The sequence below is a fragment of the Streptomyces globosus genome, from assembly GCF_003325375.1.
Taxonomy (GTDB): domain Bacteria; phylum Actinomycetota; class Actinomycetes; order Streptomycetales; family Streptomycetaceae; genus Streptomyces; species Streptomyces globosus_A.
Genome location: NZ_CP030862.1, coordinates 4707651 through 4722724 on the forward strand (window position 1 = coordinate 4707651; position 15074 = coordinate 4722724).

The window sequence follows — 15074 nt, forward strand, 5'->3', positions numbered from 1 at the left end:
CCCGTCGGCCGGCCGGGCCGCCAGGCCGCGGCCGTGCACACCCCCGGTGGGCGACTTCACCGTCGCCCACCGGGGGTTTTCTGCGCCCCGGGCCTGCTCAGCCGATGTCCGGCGGGTCGATCCGCACCCGGATCGCGTCTCCGGCGGGGACGCCGCGGGCGAGGCGGGCGGCCTGCGCGGCCTTGAGCGCGGCGGCCAGGGCGGCCCCGCTGCCGGGCGGGACGCGGATCAGCACCCGCTCCCCCGGGGAGGGCGCGCCGCGCCGCCCGGGCAGCGGTACGGGGCCCAGTACCTCGGCGTCGGGCGGCAGTTCGGCGGTGTCGAGGAAGGCCGCCAGGGCTTCGCCGCGGCCGGCGACGGCCGCCATCCGGGAGACCGGGGGGAAGCCGAGCTGGGCCCGTTCGGCGAGTTCCCGCGCGGCGTGCCCGGCGGGGTCCCAGCGGACGAGGGCCTGGACGGGGCGCAGCGTCGGCTCGGCCACGACGACGACCTGCCCGTCGGCCCGTACGAGGGAGGCGGCGGCAATCCAGCGGCGCAGGGCGTCCTCCCCGGCGCGGAGGTCGGGGCGGGTCAGCATGGCCCACCCGTCGAGGAGGAGCGCGGCGGCGTACCCGGCTCCGGCGGCGACGGGTTCGGCGCCGGGGGTGGAGACGACGAGGGCGGGCCGGTCGGGGACCTCGTCGAGGACGTGGTCGCGGCCGGAGGTGCGGACGGGGACGGCGGGGAAGGCCCGGCCGAGTTCCTCGGCGGTGCGGCGGGCGCCGACGACCTGGGCGCGCAGCCGGAACGAGCCGCACTCCTCGCAGTGCCAGGCGGTTTCGGGGCGGCCGCACCAGCCGCACTGGAGGTCGCTGGCGTCGGGCGCCTCCAGCGGGCCGGCGCAGGCCCGGCAGCGGGCGGGGGTGCGGCAGCGTTCGCAGGCCAGGCGGGGGGCGTAGCCGCGGCGGGGCACCTGGACGAGGACGGGCCCGGTCTTCAGGCCGTCGCGTACGGTCTCCCAGGCGAGGCTGGGCAGGCGGGCGGCGCGGGCGGCCTCGTCGCGGGCGAGGAGTTCGTCGCCGACGGTGCGGATGCGGGGGGCGCAGGCGCGGACGGTGTCGCGGTCGGCGGCCAGCGGGCGCGCCCAGCCGGATGCGACGAGCTGGGCGGCTTCGACGGTGCAGCCGGTGCCGCCGGCGAGGAATCCGCAGCCCTCGCTGACGGAGCGCAGTTCGAGTACTTCCCGGACGTGCGGGAAGGGGGCGCGGTCGTCGCTGTGGCTGGAGTCCCCGTCGTCCCAGACGGCGACGAGTCCGAGGTCGCGTACGGGCGCGAACATGGCGGCGCGGGTGCCGATGACGGCGCGGACGGAGCCGCGGTGGACGGCGAGCCACTGCCGGTAGCGCTTCTCCGGCCCGGATTCGGCGGTGAGGGTGGCGTGCCGGCCTTCGCCGAGGAGGGCGGTGAGGGCCGCGTCGACGCGGGCGGCGGTGCGCCCGTCGGGCAGGACGGCGAGGGCGCCGCGGCCGGACGCGAGCGTGGCGGCGAGGGCGCGGGCCAGCTCGTCGGCCCAGCCGGGTCCGGGGAGGGCGGTCCAGACGGCGCGCGGGGAGCCCCCGGCGGCGAGGGAGCGCAGGAAGGCCGGTCCGGCGGCGTAGCGGGTCCAGCCGCCGGGGTCCGGAACGGGCGGCGGGGGCAGCGGCGGCGGCGAGGGCTTGGCCTCGGCGCGGGCGTTGCGCGGGGGCAGGGCCAGCTGGAGGACGTCGGCGAGGCTGCCGGCGTAGCGGTCGGCGACGGCGCGGGCGAGGGAGAGCAGGGCGGGGGTGAGGACGACCTCGGGCGAGACGACGTGGGCGAGGGCGGCGAGGGCGCCGTGGTAGTCGGTGTCGGCGCGGCGCTCGACGATGAACCCGTCGATGAGGCGGCCGCCCTCGCGGCGGCCGCCGTGGACGTGGTGGGAGCCCGCGCCGAAGCGGACGCGGACTCGGACGCCCGGCCGGGCCGCCTCGGAGAGCTCTTCGGGGACGGCGTAGTCCCACAGCTGGTCGAGGTGGAGGACGCCCTTGTTGACGAGGACGCGGGCGACGGGGAGGTCCTTGGCGAGGGCGGCGCCGCGCCAGGTGCGCGGTTTGGCCTTGGGCGCCTTGGCCTTGGCCTCGGCGACCATCTCCCGGATGAGGGCGAGCTGCTCGGGCGGGCCGCCGGGACTGCCGTCCCCGGGCCGCTGTCGGGACTCGTTCTCGCTGCTCACACCCGCATTTCTACCAAAGCGCGCCGACAGTGGCGGATGCCCGCGGGGCCCGCTGCCGGGGGCGGGGACGCGGGAGGGCCCCGGACCCGGCGGCGTACTCGCCGCGGTCCGGGGCCCTCCCGTCGGGTGGTGCTCCGTCTTACAGGCCGGCCGCGGCGCGCAGGGCGTCGACGCGGTCGGTGCGCTCCCAGGTGAAGTCCGGCAGCTCGCGGCCGAAGTGGCCGTAGGCGGCGGTCTGGGCGTAGATCGGGCGGAGCAGGTCGAGGTCGCGGATGATCGCGGCCGGGCGAAGGTCGAAGACCTCGGCGATGGCGTCCTCGATCTTCGAGGTGTCGATCTTGGCGGTGCCGAAGGTCTCGACGAACAGGCCGACGGGCTCGGCCTTGCCGATCGCGTACGCGACCTGGACCTCGCAGCGGGAGGCGAGGCCCGCCGCGACGACGTTCTTGGCGACCCAGCGCATCGCGTAGGCGGCGGAGCGGTCGACCTTGGACGGGTCCTTGCCGGAGAAGGCGCCGCCACCGTGGCGGGCCATGCCGCCGTACGTGTCGATGATGATCTTGCGGCCGGTGAGGCCGGCGTCGCCCATCGGGCCGCCGATCTCGAAGCGGCCGGTCGGGTTCACCAGGAGGCGGTAGCCGTCGGTGTCGAGCTTGATGCCGTCCTCGACGAGCTCCTTCAGGACGTGCTCGACGACGAACTCGCGGATGTCGGGCGCGAGCAGCGAGTCGAGGTCGATGTCGGAGGCGTGCTGCGAGGAGACGACGACCGTGTCGAGGCGGACGGCCTTGTCGCCGTCGTACTCGATGGTGACCTGGGTCTTGCCGTCGGGGCGCAGGTAGGGGATGGTCCCGTTCTTGCGGACCTCGGACAGGCGGCGGGAGAGCCGGTGCGCAAGGTGGATCGGCAGCGGCATGAACTCGGGCGTCTCGTCGCACGCGTAGCCGAACATCAGGCCCTGGTCGCCGGCGCCCTGCTTGTCGAGCTCGTCCTCGTCGCCCTCGACGCGCTTCTCGTAGGCGGTGTCGACGCCCTGCGCGATGTCCGGGGACTGCGCGCCGATGGACACCGACACGCCGCAGGAGGCGCCGTCGAAGCCCTTCTTCGAGGAGTCGTAGCCGATCTCGAGGATCTTGTCGCGGACGAGCTGCGCGATCGGCGCGTACGCCTTCGTCGTCACCTCGCCTGCGATGTGGACGAGACCGGTGGTGATGAGCGTCTCCACGGCCACGCGCGAGGTCGGGTCCTCGGTGAGGAGCGCGTCGAGGATCGTGTCGCTGATCTGGTCAGCGATCTTGTCGGGGTGGCCCTCGGTGACGGACTCCGAGGTGAACAGGCGGCGGGACACATCGCTCCCTGGGGTTGCAGCGGCTGCTGGCTGATCGTTTGGCGGAACGATACCGGGGGCTGCGCCCGGACGCGTTCCGAATGCAGTTTATCCGTCGCCACCGGCCGCAGGACCACCCGTCTCGCCCTCTGGAAGCCGTGTGACCTGCGACACCCCGTTCCGGACCGGGGTGCGGCGGGGGCCGGACGGCGCGTGTTTCAGGCGAGTCGCGCCGCGACCTGGTCCCATACGACGTCCGCGAGGGCTTCCTTCGGACCGTAGGGGACGGGCAGTTCGGATCCGTCGGAGGCGAGGATCACTGCCTCGTTCTCCTCCGATCCGAAGGTCTTGTTCTCTCCGACCTCGTTGACGACGAGGAGGTCGCACCCCTTGCGGCGGAGTTTGGCGCGCCCGTTGGCGAGCACGTCGTCGGTCTCGGCGGCGAAGCCGACGACGACCTGTCCCCCGCGGGCGCGGTCGGCGGAGACCTCGGCGAGGACGTCGGGGTTGCGGACGAGGGCGACGGGGGCCGGATCCCGCCCCTCCTGCTTCTTGATCTTGCCGGCGGCGTACTCGGCCGGACGGAAGTCGGCCACGGCCGCGGCCATGACCACGGCGTCGGCGTCGGCGGCCGCCTTCAGGACCGCCTCGCGCAGCTGTACGGCGGTGCCGACGCGGACGACGTCCGCCCCGGCCGGGTCGGGCAGCGCCGTGTTCGCGGCGACGAGCGTGACCCGGGCGCCGCGCGCGACGGCGGTGCGGGCCAGGGCGTACCCCTGCTTGCCGGAGGAGCGGTTGCCGAGGAAGCGGACGGGGTCGAGGGGCTCGCGGGTGCCGCCGGCGCTGATCACGACGTGGCGCCCGGCGAGGTCGGCCGCGGCGGTGCCGCGGGCGAGGACGGCCCGGCAGACCTCGAAGATCTCCTCCGGGTCGGGCAGCCGGCCCTTGCCGGTGTCCTTGCCGGTCAGGCGGCCGACGGCGGGCTCGATGACGACGGCACCGCGGCGGCGCAGGGTGGCGACGTTCTCCCGGGTCGCCGGGTGCTCCCACATCTCGGTGTGCATCGCGGGGGCGAAGACCACGGGGCAGCGGGCGGTCAGGAGGGTGTTGGTGAGGAGGTCGTCGGCGAGCCCGTGGGCGGCCTTGGCCAGCATGTCGGCGGTGGCGGGGGCGACGACGACGAGGTCGGCGGCCTGGCCGATGCGGACGTGGGGCACCTCGTGGACGGTCTCCCACACCTCGGTGCCCGCCGGGTGCCCGGAGAGGGCGGCCCAGGTGGCCTCGCCCACGAAGTTCAGGGCCGAGGCGGTGGGCACCACGCGCACGTCGTGCCCGGACTCGGTCAGCCGCCGCAGCAGCTCACACGCCTTGTAGGCGGCGATGCCGCCGCTGACTCCGAGCACGACCTTCGGATTGCCCACCACACTCGCCCTTCCGGCTGCTGTCACCGGCCGCGGCGTCACCGGCCGCGGCCCACCTGCCTATGACACACCACAGGCCCGGCAGTCGTGCTGCCGGGCCTGTGGTGCAAGGATTCCTCGGTGCCCTACTGGACCGGGGCCTCGATGGCCTCGGAGGTCAGCAGGCCCGCGTTGATCTCGCGCAGCGCGATCGAAAGCGGCTTCTCGTGGACGTGGGTGTCCACCAGCGGGCCGACGTACTCGAGCAGGCCCTCACCGAGCTGCGAGTAGTACGCGTTGATCTGACGCGCGCGCTTGGCCGCGTAGATCACGAGGCTGTACTTCGAGTCCGTGGCCTCGAGCAGCTCGTCGATCGGCGGGTTGATGATGCCCTCGGGCGCAGTGATGGAAGAGGACACGCTCTACCTTCCGAAGATGGATGAAAGTTCAGACGCCCACCGGTGCGAACACCGGTAGACGATCACACAACGTCCATCAAGGCTAGCAGCTCACGCGCCACGTCCTCGACGGAGGTGTTGACCAGGGTGGTGTCGAACTCGGACTCGGCGGCCAGCTCGCCCCGGGCTGCCGCCAGCCGGCGCTCGATGACCTCGGCGGACTCGGTGCCCCGGCCGGTGAGCCGGCGGACCAGCTCCTCCCAGCTCGGCGGCGCCAGGAAGACCAGCTGGGCCTCCGGCATGGACTCCCGGACCAGGCGGGCGCCCTGGAGGTCGATCTCCAGGAGGACGGGCTCGCCGTTCTCCAGGCGCTCGACGACCGCGCCGCGCGGGGTGCCGTAGCGGTTGCCCGCGAATTCGGCCCACTCCAGCAGCTCGCCGTTGGCGATCAGCTTGTCGAACTCGTCGTCGCCGACGAAGAAGTAGTGGACTCCGTGTCGCTCACCGGGCCGCGGCTTGCGGGTGGTGGCCGACACCGAGAGCCATACCTCGGGGTGGACCTTGCGCATATGCGCGACGACCGTGCTCTTGCCGACCCCTGAGGGGCCGGAGAGCACGGTCAGCCGCGGACGAACCTCTGCTGCCATAGAGCGATTATCCAGGTTCCCGGGACTGCCCGGTAACGCCGGAGGCACTCCGGGCGGCACGTCAGCCGGCAGGGGTGCCGAACTCACGCTCCAGCGAGGCGATCTGGTTGGAGCCGAGACCTCGGACACGCCGGGACTCGGAGATGCCGAGGCGCTCCATGATCTGCTTGGCGCGGACCTTGCCGACGCCGGGCAGGGACTCCAGCAGGGCGGAGACCTTCATCTTGCCGATGACGTCGTTCTCCTGGCCCGTCTTGATGACCTCTTGGAGCGAGGCGCCGGAGTGCTTGAGTCGATTCTTCACCTCGGCCCGCTCCCGGCGAGCCGCGGCGGCCTTTTCGAGCGCGGCTGCGCGCTGTTCAGGGGTAAGGGGCGGAAGAGCCACGCCTACGTCACCTCGGATGTCGAACTGTCGGATACGGACCGGTGGGAGCCCGTCGGACACCACACCAGGCGAGTGCCCGAACAGCGGTGGAACTCGTTCGCTGCTCGTTCACTCTGGTCGGAGACTAGCGGCCAAGGCCGCTCCAGTCAGCGAGAACGGACGAAAAGTCCTGGTCAGCCTCCACTGAACCGTACATCACGGACAAACCGCCCTGGATTTGTCCGGCGAAAGACGTTCGATTCCCGTCAGATTTCGTCAGACCGTACGACGTGCGGTCAGCCGGAGACGGCCGTGCGGATCTCCTCGGCGAACCGCTCCGCAGCCCCGCGCAGCGCGCCGGAGTCCGGTCCGTGCCGGAGCACGCCGCGCGAGACGTTCGGCACGACGTTGCGCACGGCCGCGCCGAAGACGCGGGGCAGGTCGGCGGCGGTCGCGCCCTGCGCCCCGATGCCGGGGGCGAGCAGCGGGCCGTTGATGTCCAGGTCGAAGGAGGACAGGTCGCCGAGGGTGGCGCCCACGACCGCCCCGAAGGAGCCCATGGGGGACTCGCCGGCGTTCTCCGCGGCAAGGTGGCCCAGCATGGTCGCGCCGATGGTCCGCCCGTCCTCGCGGACCGCCCGCTGCACCTCCGCGCCCTCGGGGTTGGAGGTGAGGGCGAGGACGAACAGGCCGGCGCCGGAGGTGCGGGCGAGCTCGACCGCGGGGGCGAGGGAGCCGTAGCCCAGGTACGGGGACACGGTCAGGGCGTCGGAGAACAGCGGGGAGTCCGGGTGGAGGAAGGTCTCGGCGTAGGCGGCCATGGTGGAGCCGATGTCGCCGCGCTTGGCGTCCATGACCACGAGGGCGCCGGCCGCGCGCGCGTCGGCGGCGGTCCGCTCCAGTACCGCCACACCGCGGGAGCCGAAGCGCTCGAAGAAGGCGGCCTGCGGCTTGAAGACGGCGACAGTGTCGGCGAGGGCCTCGACGACCGTGCGGGAGAACCGCTCCAGCCCGGCGACGTCGTCGTCCAGGCCCCAGGAGGCCAGCAGCGAGGCGTGCGGGTCGATCCCGACGCACAGCGGGCCGCGCTCGTCCATGGCGGAGCGCAGGCGGGCGCCGAACGGCCGGGGGCTGCCCGAGGGCGTCGGCGAGGGGTGGCGGTCGGGCGAGGGGTGGGCGGTCACTGGGCGGCCTTTCGGGTCTCGGCGCCGACGGCCTCGGCGAGGGTGGCATACGGGCTGGCGGCGAGGCGGGCGGCCAGGCCCTTGTGGATGGCGCGGGCGTAGAACGGGCCCTCGTAGATGAACGCGCTGTACCCCTGGATGAGGGTGGCGCCGGCCAGGATGCGCTGCCAGGCGTCCTCGGCGTTCTCGATGCCCCCGACGCCGACGAGGACCAGGCGGTCGCCCACGCGGGCGTACAGGCGGCGCAGGACCTCCAGGGAGCGCTGCTTGACAGGGGCGCCGGAGAGGCCGCCGGCCTCCTTGACCAGGGCGGGGTCGGACTTCAGGCCGAGGCCGTCGCGGGCGATGGTGGTGTTGGTGGCGATGATGCCGTCGAGGCCGAGCTCCAGGGCGAGGTCGGCGACGGCGTCCACGTCCTCGTCGGCGAGGTCGGGCGCGATCTTCACCAGCAGCGGGACGCGGCGGTCGGGGACGCTGCGGTCGGCGGCCTCCCGGACGGCGGCGAGCAGGGGGCGCAGCGACTCGGTGGCCTGGAGGTTGCGCAGGCCGGGGGTGTTCGGGGAGGAGACGTTGACGACGAGGTAGTCGGCGTGCCGGGCCAGGCGCTCGGTGGAGGCCACGTAGTCCGCGACGGCCTCCTCCTCGGGCACGATCTTGGTCTTGCCGATGTTGACGCCGACGACGGTCTTGAAAACGGCCTTGCGGGCCGCCAGGCGGGCCGCCACGGCCTCGGAGCCGTCGTTGTTGAAGCCCATGCGGTTGATCAGTGCACGGTCCGGCACCAGGCGGAAGAGCCGCTTCCTGGGATTGCCGGGCTGGGCCTGGGCGGTGACCGTGCCGATCTCGACGTGGTCGAAGCCGAGCATGGACATGCCGTCGATGGCGACGGCGTTCTTGTCGAAGCCGGCCGCGAGGCCGAAGGGGCCGTGCATGCGCAGGCCGAGGGCCTCCGTGCGCAGCTCCTTGTGGCGGGGGGCCAGGGCGGCGGCCGCGAAGGTCCGCACGACCGGGGTGCGGGCGGCGAGGCGGATCCAGCGGAAGGCCATGTGGTGGGCGGCCTCGGGGTCCATCCGCTTGAAGACCAGGTTGAAGAAGAGCTTGTACATGCTTCGGGGGTTCCCTTGTGCGCTCATGGAGAGGGGGACACCGCCGCGCAGTCGCGCTCGTGGTGTCCCCCTCGTCCGGACGGGCTGCTAGTCGCGGGCCGCGGTCAGGTGCTCGGCGTGCTCCTGGAGGGAGCGGACGCCGACCTCTCCGTGTCCGAGCGCCTCGATGCCCTGCACGGCCGCGGCGAGAGCCTGGACCGTGGTCAGGCACGGGACGCCGCGGGCCACGGCGGCGGTGCGGATCTCGTAGCCGTCGAGGCGGCCCCCGGTGCCGTACGGGGTGTTGACGATCAGGTCGACCTGGCCGTCGTGGATCAGCTGGACGATGGTCTTCTCGCCGCCGGGGCCCTCGCCCTCGCTGAGCTTGCGGACCACGGTGGCGTTGATGCCGTTGCGGCGCAGGACCTCGGCGGTGCCGGAGGTGGCGAGCAGCTCGAAGCCGTGGGCGACGAGCTCGCGCGCCGGGAAGATCATCGAGCGCTTGTCGCGGTTGGCGACGGAGATGAACGCGCGGCCCTTGGTGGGCAGCGGGCCGTAGGCGCCGGCCTGCGACTTGGCGTACGCCGTGCCGAAGACCGAGTCGATGCCCATGACCTCGCCGGTGGAGCGCATCTCCGGGCCGAGGACCGTGTCGACGCCGCGGCCGTGGATGTCGCGGAAGCGGGACCACGGCATGACGGCCTCCTTGACGGAGATCGGCGCGTCGAGCGGCAGGGTGCCGCCGTCGCCGGTCTTCGGCAGCAGGCCCTCGACGCGCAGCTCGGCGATGGTGGCGCCGAGCGAGATGCGGGCGGCGGCCTTCGCGAGCGGGACGGCGGTGGCCTTCGAGGTGAAGGGGACGGTGCGGGAGGCGCGCGGGTTGGCCTCCAGGACGTAGAGGATGTCCCCGGCCATCGCGAACTGGATGTTGATCAGGCCGCGGACGCCGACGCCCTTGGCGATGGCCTCGGTGGAGGCGCGCAGGCGCTTGATGTCGAAGCCGCCGAGGGTGATCGGGGGCAGGGCGCAGGCCGAGTCGCCGGAGTGGATGCCGGCTTCCTCGATGTGCTCCATGACGCCGCCGAGGTAGAGCTCCTCGCCGTCGTAGAGGGCGTCGACGTCGATCTCGATGGCGTCGTCGAGGAAGCGGTCGACCAGCACGGGGCGGGTCGGGGAGATCTCGGTGGACTCGGCGATGTACGCCTCCAGGCGCGCCTCGTCGTAGACGATCTCCATACCGCGGCCGCCGAGCACGTAGGACGGGCGGACGAGGACGGGGTAGCCGATCTCGTCGGCGATGGCCTTGGCTCCGGCGAAGGTGGTGGCGGTGCCGTGCTTGGGGGCGGGCAGGCCGGCCTCCTGGAGCACGCGGCCGAAGGCGCCGCGGTCCTCGGCGGCGTGGATGGCCTCCGGGGAGGTGCCGACGACGGGCACGCCGTTGTCCTTCAGGGCCTGGGAGAGGCCGAGCGGGGTCTGGCCGCCGAGCTGGACGACGACGCCGGCGATGGGGCCGGCGAGGGACTCGGCGTGGACGATCTCCAGCACGTCTTCCAGCGTCAGCGGCTCGAAGTACAGGCGGTCGGAGGTGTCGTAGTCGGTGGAGACGGTCTCCGGGTTGCAGTTGACCATCACCGTCTCGTAGCCGGCGTCGCTGAGGGCGAAGGAGGCGTGGACGCAGGAGTAGTCGAACTCGATGCCCTGGCCGATGCGGTTCGGGCCGGAGCCCAGGATGATCACCGCGGGCTTGGTGCGCGGCGCGACCTCGGTCTCCTCGTCGTAGGACGAGTAGAAGTACGGGGTCTTGGCGGCGAACTCGGCGGCGCAGGTGTCGACCGTCTTGTAGACGGGGCGGACGCCGAGGGCGTGGCGCACCTCGCGGACGACGTCCTCGCGCAGTCCGCGGATGTCGGCGATCTGGGAGTCGGAGAAGCCGTGGCGCTTGGCCTCGGCGAGGAGCTCGGGGTCGAGCTTCTCGGCGGCGGCGAGCTCGTCGGCGATCTCCTTGATGAGGAAGAGCTGGTCGACGAACCACGGGTCGATCTTGGTGGCGTCGAACACCTCCTCCTGGGTGGCGCCGGCGCGGATGGCCTGCATGACGGTGTTGATGCGGCCGTCGGTGGGGCGGACGGCGAGGCGCAGCAGCTCGTCCTTGTCGCCGGGCTCGCCGGTGAAGGCGAACTGGCTGCCCTTCTTCTCCAGGGAGCGCAGGGCCTTCTGGAGGGCCTCGGTGAAGTTGCGGCCGATGGCCATGGCCTCGCCGACGGACTTCATGGTGGTGGTGAGGGTGGCGTCGGCGGCCGGGAACTTCTCGAAGGCGAAGCGGGGGGCCTTGACGACGACGTAGTCGAGGGTCGGCTCGAAGGAGGCCGGCGTCTTCTCGGTGATGTCGTTGGGGATCTCGTCCAGGGTGTAGCCGACTGCCAGCTTGGCGGCGATCTTGGCGATCGGGAAGCCGGTGGCCTTGGAGGCGAGGGCCGAGGAGCGGGAGACGCGGGGGTTCATCTCGATGACGATGATCCGGCCGTCGTCCGGGTTGACCGCGAACTGGATGTTGCAGCCGCCGGTGTCGACGCCGACCTCGCGGATGATCGCGATGCCGATGTCGCGCAGGCGCTGGTACTCGCGGTCGGTGAGGGTCATCGCGGGGGCGACGGTGATGGAGTCGCCGGTGTGGACGCCCATCGGGTCGAAGTTCTCGATGGAGCAGACGACCACGACGTTGTCGGCCTTGTCGCGCATCAGCTCCAGCTCGTACTCCTTCCAGCCGAGGATGGACTCCTCCAGGAGCACCTCGGTGGTCGGGGAGAGCGTCAGGCCCTGGCCGGCGATGCGGCGCAGCTCCTCCTCGTCGTGGGCGAAGCCGGAGCCGGCGCCGCCCATGGTGAAGGAGGGGCGGACGACGACGGGGTAGCCGCCGAGGGTCTCGACGCCGGCGAGGACCTCGTCCATGGTGTGGCAGATGACCGAGCGGGCGGACTCGCCGTGGCCGATCTTGCGGCGGACCTCCTCGACGACCTCCTTGAAGAGGTCGCGGTCCTCGCCCTTGTGGATGGCCTGGACGTTGGCGCCGATGAGCTCGACGTTGTACTTCTCCAGCACCCCCTGCTCGTGCATGGAGATGGCGGTGTTGAGCGCCGTCTGGCCGCCGAGGGTGGGCAGGAGCGCGTCGGGGCGCTCCTTGGCGATGATCTTCTCGACGAACTCGGGGGTGATCGGCTCGACGTAGGTGGCGTCGGCGATCTCCGGGTCGGTCATGATCGTCGCGGGGTTGGAGTTGACGAGGATGACCCGCAGGCCCTCGGCCTTGAGGATGCGGCAGGCCTGGGTGCCGGAGTAGTCGAACTCGGCGGCCTGGCCGATGACGATCGGGCCGGAGCCGATGACCAGGACGGACTGGATATCGGTGCGCTTAGGCACGCTCGGCCTCCATCAGGGCGGTTTCCATCAAGGACGTGAAGCGGTCGAAGAGGTACGCGGCGTCGTGCGGGCCTGCGGCCGCCTCGGGGTGGTACTGGACGCTGAAGGCCGGCTGGTCGAGCAGCTGGAGGCCTTCGACGACGTTGTCGTTCAGGCAGACGTGGGAGACCTCGGCGCGGCCGTAGGGGGTCTCGGAGACCTTGTCGAGGGGCGCGTCGACGGCGAAGCCGTGGTTGTGGGCGGTGACCTCGACCTTGCCGGTGGTGCGGTCCTGGACCGGCTGGTTGATGCCGCGGTGGCCGTACTTCAGCTTGTAGGTGCCGAAGCCGAGGGCGCGGCCGAGGATCTGGTTGCCGAAGCAGATGCCGAAGAGCGGCGTCTTGCGCTCCAGGACGCCCTGCATGACGGAGACGGCGTGGTCGGCGGTGGCCGGGTCGCCGGGGCCGTTGGAGAAGAACACGCCGTCCGGGGAGACCGCGTAGACGTCCTCGACGGTGGCGGTGGCGGGCAGGACGTGCACCTCGATGCCGCGCTCGGCCATCCGGTGCGGGGTCATGCCCTTGATGCCGAGGTCGACGGCGGCGACGGTGAACCGCTTCTCGCCGATGGCGGGGACGACGTAGGGCTCCTTGGTGGCGACCTCGGCGGAGAGGTTCGCACCCTTCATCTGCGGGGCTTCCTGGACGCGGGAGACCAGGGCCTCGTCGCGGACGCCCTCGGCGGCGGCGCCGGAGAAGATGCCGACGCGCATGGCGCCGCGCTCGCGCAGGTGACGGGTGAGGGCGCGGGTGTCGATGCCGCTGATGCCGACGACGCCCTGCGCGGCGAGCTCCTCGTCCAGCGAGCGCTTGGCACGCCAGTTGGAGGGGACGCGGGCGGGGTCGCGGACGACGTAGCCGGCGACCCAGATGCGGGCGGACTCGGGGTCCTCGTCGTTGACGCCGGTGTTGCCGACGTGCGGCGCGGTCATCACGACGACCTGCCGGTGGTACGACGGGTCGGTGAGGGTCTCCTGGTAGCCGGTCATGCCGGTGGAGAACACGGCCTCGCCGAAGGTCTCCCCCACTGCGCCGTAGGCGCGGCCGCGGAAGATGCGGCCGTCCTCCAGGACGAGTACGGCGGGAGCTTTGGCTGCTCCCCTGGTGGAGGTCGTCATCGTTCGGCGCCTTCCGTCGTGGTGGTGTGGTTCATGGAGGTGATGGCCTCGACCCAGGCGGCGTGCTCGGCCGCCCGGTCGGAGCGGAATCCGGAGTCGATCAGCGTGTCGCCGTGCGCCCACGTGACCACGAGCAGACCGCCCTCGGTGAGTACCTTGCCCGCGATCCCCTTGTCGAGGCGGGCGCCGCGCAGCTGTGCGGCCGGTACGAAGAAGTCGCCTGCACCCGGACGGACCACTTGGAGGCCCGCGTCGGTGAGGGTGAGCTCGACCCGGCTGCGCACGCCCAGCCCGTGGGCGACGATCCGGTCGAGCCACTGTCCGGCGGTGGTCGACCCGTGGTACCGGCCGGTGAGCGCCAGCCGGTGCTCGGGGAGGCCGTCGGGGGCGGCGGGCAGTTCCGGCAGGCCGCCCTGCAGGGCGCCGCGCCATTTCCAGCCCTGCCGCATCAGCCAGTAGACGAAGGCGATGAAGACGAGCAGACCGATGACCCACGCGATGCGCGCGCCCCAGTCCGTCACCTCCGCCGACTTGCGTTCGGCGGCCTCGGCGGCCAGTTGGATCACTGCAGGTGTCACGCGAGCTTCCCGTCCACGACCGTTGTCCGGCCCCGCAGGAAGGTGTGGGTGACGCGGCCCGGCAGCTCGCGGCCCTCGTACGGGGTGTTGCGGCTGCGGGAGGCGAACCCTGCGGGGTCCACGACACCACGGTACGAGGTGTCGACCAGGGTGAGGTTCGCGGGTTCACCAGCCGAGACGGGCCGTCCGTGGCGGTGGGACAGGCCGCCGATGCGGGCGGGCGCGAAGGACATGCGCTCGGCGACGCCGGCCCAGTCGAGGAGGCCCGTCTCGACCATCGTCTGCTGGACGACGGACAGGGCGGTCTCCAGGCCGACCATGCCCATGGCGGCGGCGGCCCACTCGCAGTCCTTGTCCTCGTGCGGGTGCGGGGCGTGGTCGGTGGCGACGATGTCGATCGTGCCGTCGGCGAGCGCCTCGCGCAGGGCCATGACGTCGCGCTCGGTGCGCAGCGGCGGGTTGACCTTGTAGACGGGGTTGTAGGAGCGCACCAGCTCGTCGGTGAGGAGGAGGTGGTGGGGGGTGACCTCGGCGGTGACGTCGATGCCGCGGGACTTGGCCCAGCGGACGATCTCGACGCTGCCGGCGGTGGAGAGGTGGCAGATGTGGACGCGGGAGCCGACGTGCTCGGCGAGGAGGACGTCGCGGGCGATGATCGACTCCTCGGCGACGGCGGGCCAGCCGCCGAGGCCCAGCTCGGCGGAGACGATGCCCTCGTTCATCTGGGCGCCCTCGGTGAGGCGGGGCTCCTGGGCGTGCTGGGCGATGACGCCGCCGAAGGCCTTCACGTACTCCAGGGCGCGGCGCATGATCACGGCGTCGTCGACGCACTTGCCGTCGTCGGAGAAGACGGTGACACGGGCGGCGGACTCGTGCATGGCGCCGAGCTCGGAGAGCTTCTTGCCCTCCAGGCCGATGGTGACGGCTCCGATGGGCTGCACGTCGCAGTAGCCGGACTCCTTGCCGAGGCGGTAGACCTGCTCGACGACGCCGGCGGTGTCGGCGACGGGGAAGGTGTTCGCCATGGCGAAGACGGCGGTGTAGCCGCCGGAGGCGGCGGCGCGGGTGCCGGTCAGGACGGTCTCGGAGTCCTCCCGGCCGGGCTCGCGCAGGTGGGTGTGGAGGTCGACGAGGCCGGGGAGGAGGACCTGTCCGGCGGCCTCGATGACGGTGGCGCCGTCGGCGGAGAGGTCTGCACCGGTGGCGGCGATGGTCTCACCGTCGATGAGGACGTCCTGTGCCTCGCCGCCGAGGACCTTCGCACCGCGGATCAGGATCTTGGACATGG

The 15074-nt window shown here is 72.4% G+C and carries 12 protein-coding genes; all 12 read right to left on the reverse strand.

Annotated elements, in window-relative coordinates; translation table 11 throughout:
* Positions 1–97: 97 nt before the first annotated feature.
* A complete protein-coding gene (locus C0216_RS20785) occupies positions 98–2230 on the reverse strand; it encodes a primosomal protein N' (RefSeq protein ID WP_114056737.1) in 2133 nt (710 codons plus the stop codon).
* A gap of 139 nt (positions 2231–2369) precedes the next feature.
* On the reverse strand, positions 2370–3578 hold the full coding sequence (metK, locus tag C0216_RS20790) for a methionine adenosyltransferase (RefSeq protein WP_114056738.1): 1209 nt from the start codon (positions 3576–3578) through the stop codon (positions 2370–2372).
* 197 nt (positions 3579–3775) lie between these two features.
* On the reverse strand, positions 3776–4978 hold the full coding sequence (gene coaBC, locus C0216_RS20795) for a bifunctional phosphopantothenoylcysteine decarboxylase/phosphopantothenate--cysteine ligase CoaBC (protein WP_114058815.1): 1203 nt from the start codon (positions 4976–4978) through the stop codon (positions 3776–3778).
* 125 nt (positions 4979–5103) lie between these two features.
* Complete coding sequence (gene rpoZ / locus C0216_RS20800) at positions 5104–5376, reverse strand: DNA-directed RNA polymerase subunit omega (protein ID WP_114056739.1); 273 nt, start codon at positions 5374–5376, stop codon at positions 5104–5106.
* 62 nt (positions 5377–5438) lie between these two features.
* Positions 5439–6002 (reverse strand): guanylate kinase, encoded by a 564-nt coding sequence (gene gmk, locus C0216_RS20805; protein ID WP_114056740.1) that lies wholly within the window; start codon positions 6000–6002, stop codon positions 5439–5441.
* Between the two features lie 61 nt (positions 6003–6063).
* Entirely contained in the window at positions 6064–6387 is a 324-nt protein-coding gene (locus tag C0216_RS20810) for an integration host factor (RefSeq protein WP_008740406.1), read from the reverse strand.
* Between the two features lie 275 nt (positions 6388–6662).
* Complete coding sequence (pyrF, locus tag C0216_RS20815; protein ID WP_281277950.1) at positions 6663–7550, reverse strand: orotidine-5'-phosphate decarboxylase; 888 nt, start codon at positions 7548–7550, stop codon at positions 6663–6665.
* On the reverse strand, positions 7547–8656 hold the full coding sequence (locus tag C0216_RS20820) for a quinone-dependent dihydroorotate dehydrogenase (RefSeq protein WP_114056741.1): 1110 nt from the start codon (positions 8654–8656) through the stop codon (positions 7547–7549). The genes pyrF and C0216_RS20820 overlap by 4 nt, the downstream gene beginning before the upstream one ends.
* 87 nt (positions 8657–8743) lie before the next feature.
* Complete coding sequence (gene carB, locus C0216_RS20825) at positions 8744–12052, reverse strand: carbamoyl-phosphate synthase large subunit (protein ID WP_114056742.1); 3309 nt, start codon at positions 12050–12052, stop codon at positions 8744–8746.
* A complete protein-coding gene (carA, locus tag C0216_RS20830; RefSeq protein ID WP_114056743.1) occupies positions 12045–13208 on the reverse strand; it encodes a glutamine-hydrolyzing carbamoyl-phosphate synthase small subunit in 1164 nt (387 codons plus the stop codon). The genes carB and carA overlap by 8 nt, the downstream gene beginning before the upstream one ends.
* Positions 13205–13786 (reverse strand): hypothetical protein, encoded by a 582-nt coding sequence (locus tag C0216_RS20835; RefSeq protein ID WP_114056744.1) that lies wholly within the window; start codon positions 13784–13786, stop codon positions 13205–13207. The genes carA and C0216_RS20835 overlap by 4 nt, the downstream gene beginning before the upstream one ends.
* Positions 13783–15072 carry a dihydroorotase gene (locus C0216_RS20840; protein ID WP_114056745.1) on the reverse strand — a complete coding sequence of 430 codons (1290 nt, stop codon included), beginning with the start codon at positions 15070–15072 and terminating at the stop codon, positions 13783–13785. Before C0216_RS20840 ends, C0216_RS20835 begins: the two co-directional genes overlap by 4 nt.
* Positions 15073–15074 lie beyond the last annotated feature (2 nt).

Excerpts from the sequence above, each read along its gene's own strand:
- gmk (WP_114056740.1), bottom strand. The coding sequence starts at position 6,002 with ATGGCAGCAGAGGTTCGTCCGCGGCTGACCGTGCTCTCCGGCCCCTCA.
- C0216_RS20820 (WP_114056741.1), bottom strand. The coding sequence starts at position 8,656 with ATGTACAAGCTCTTCTTCAACCTGGTCTTCAAGCGGATGGACCCCGAG.
- carA (WP_114056743.1), bottom strand. The coding sequence starts at position 13,208 with ATGACGACCTCCACCAGGGGAGCAGCCAAAGCTCCCGCCGTACTCGTC.
- C0216_RS20840 (WP_114056745.1), bottom strand. The coding sequence starts at position 15,072 with ATGTCCAAGATCCTGATCCGCGGTGCGAAGGTCCTCGGCGGCGAGGCA.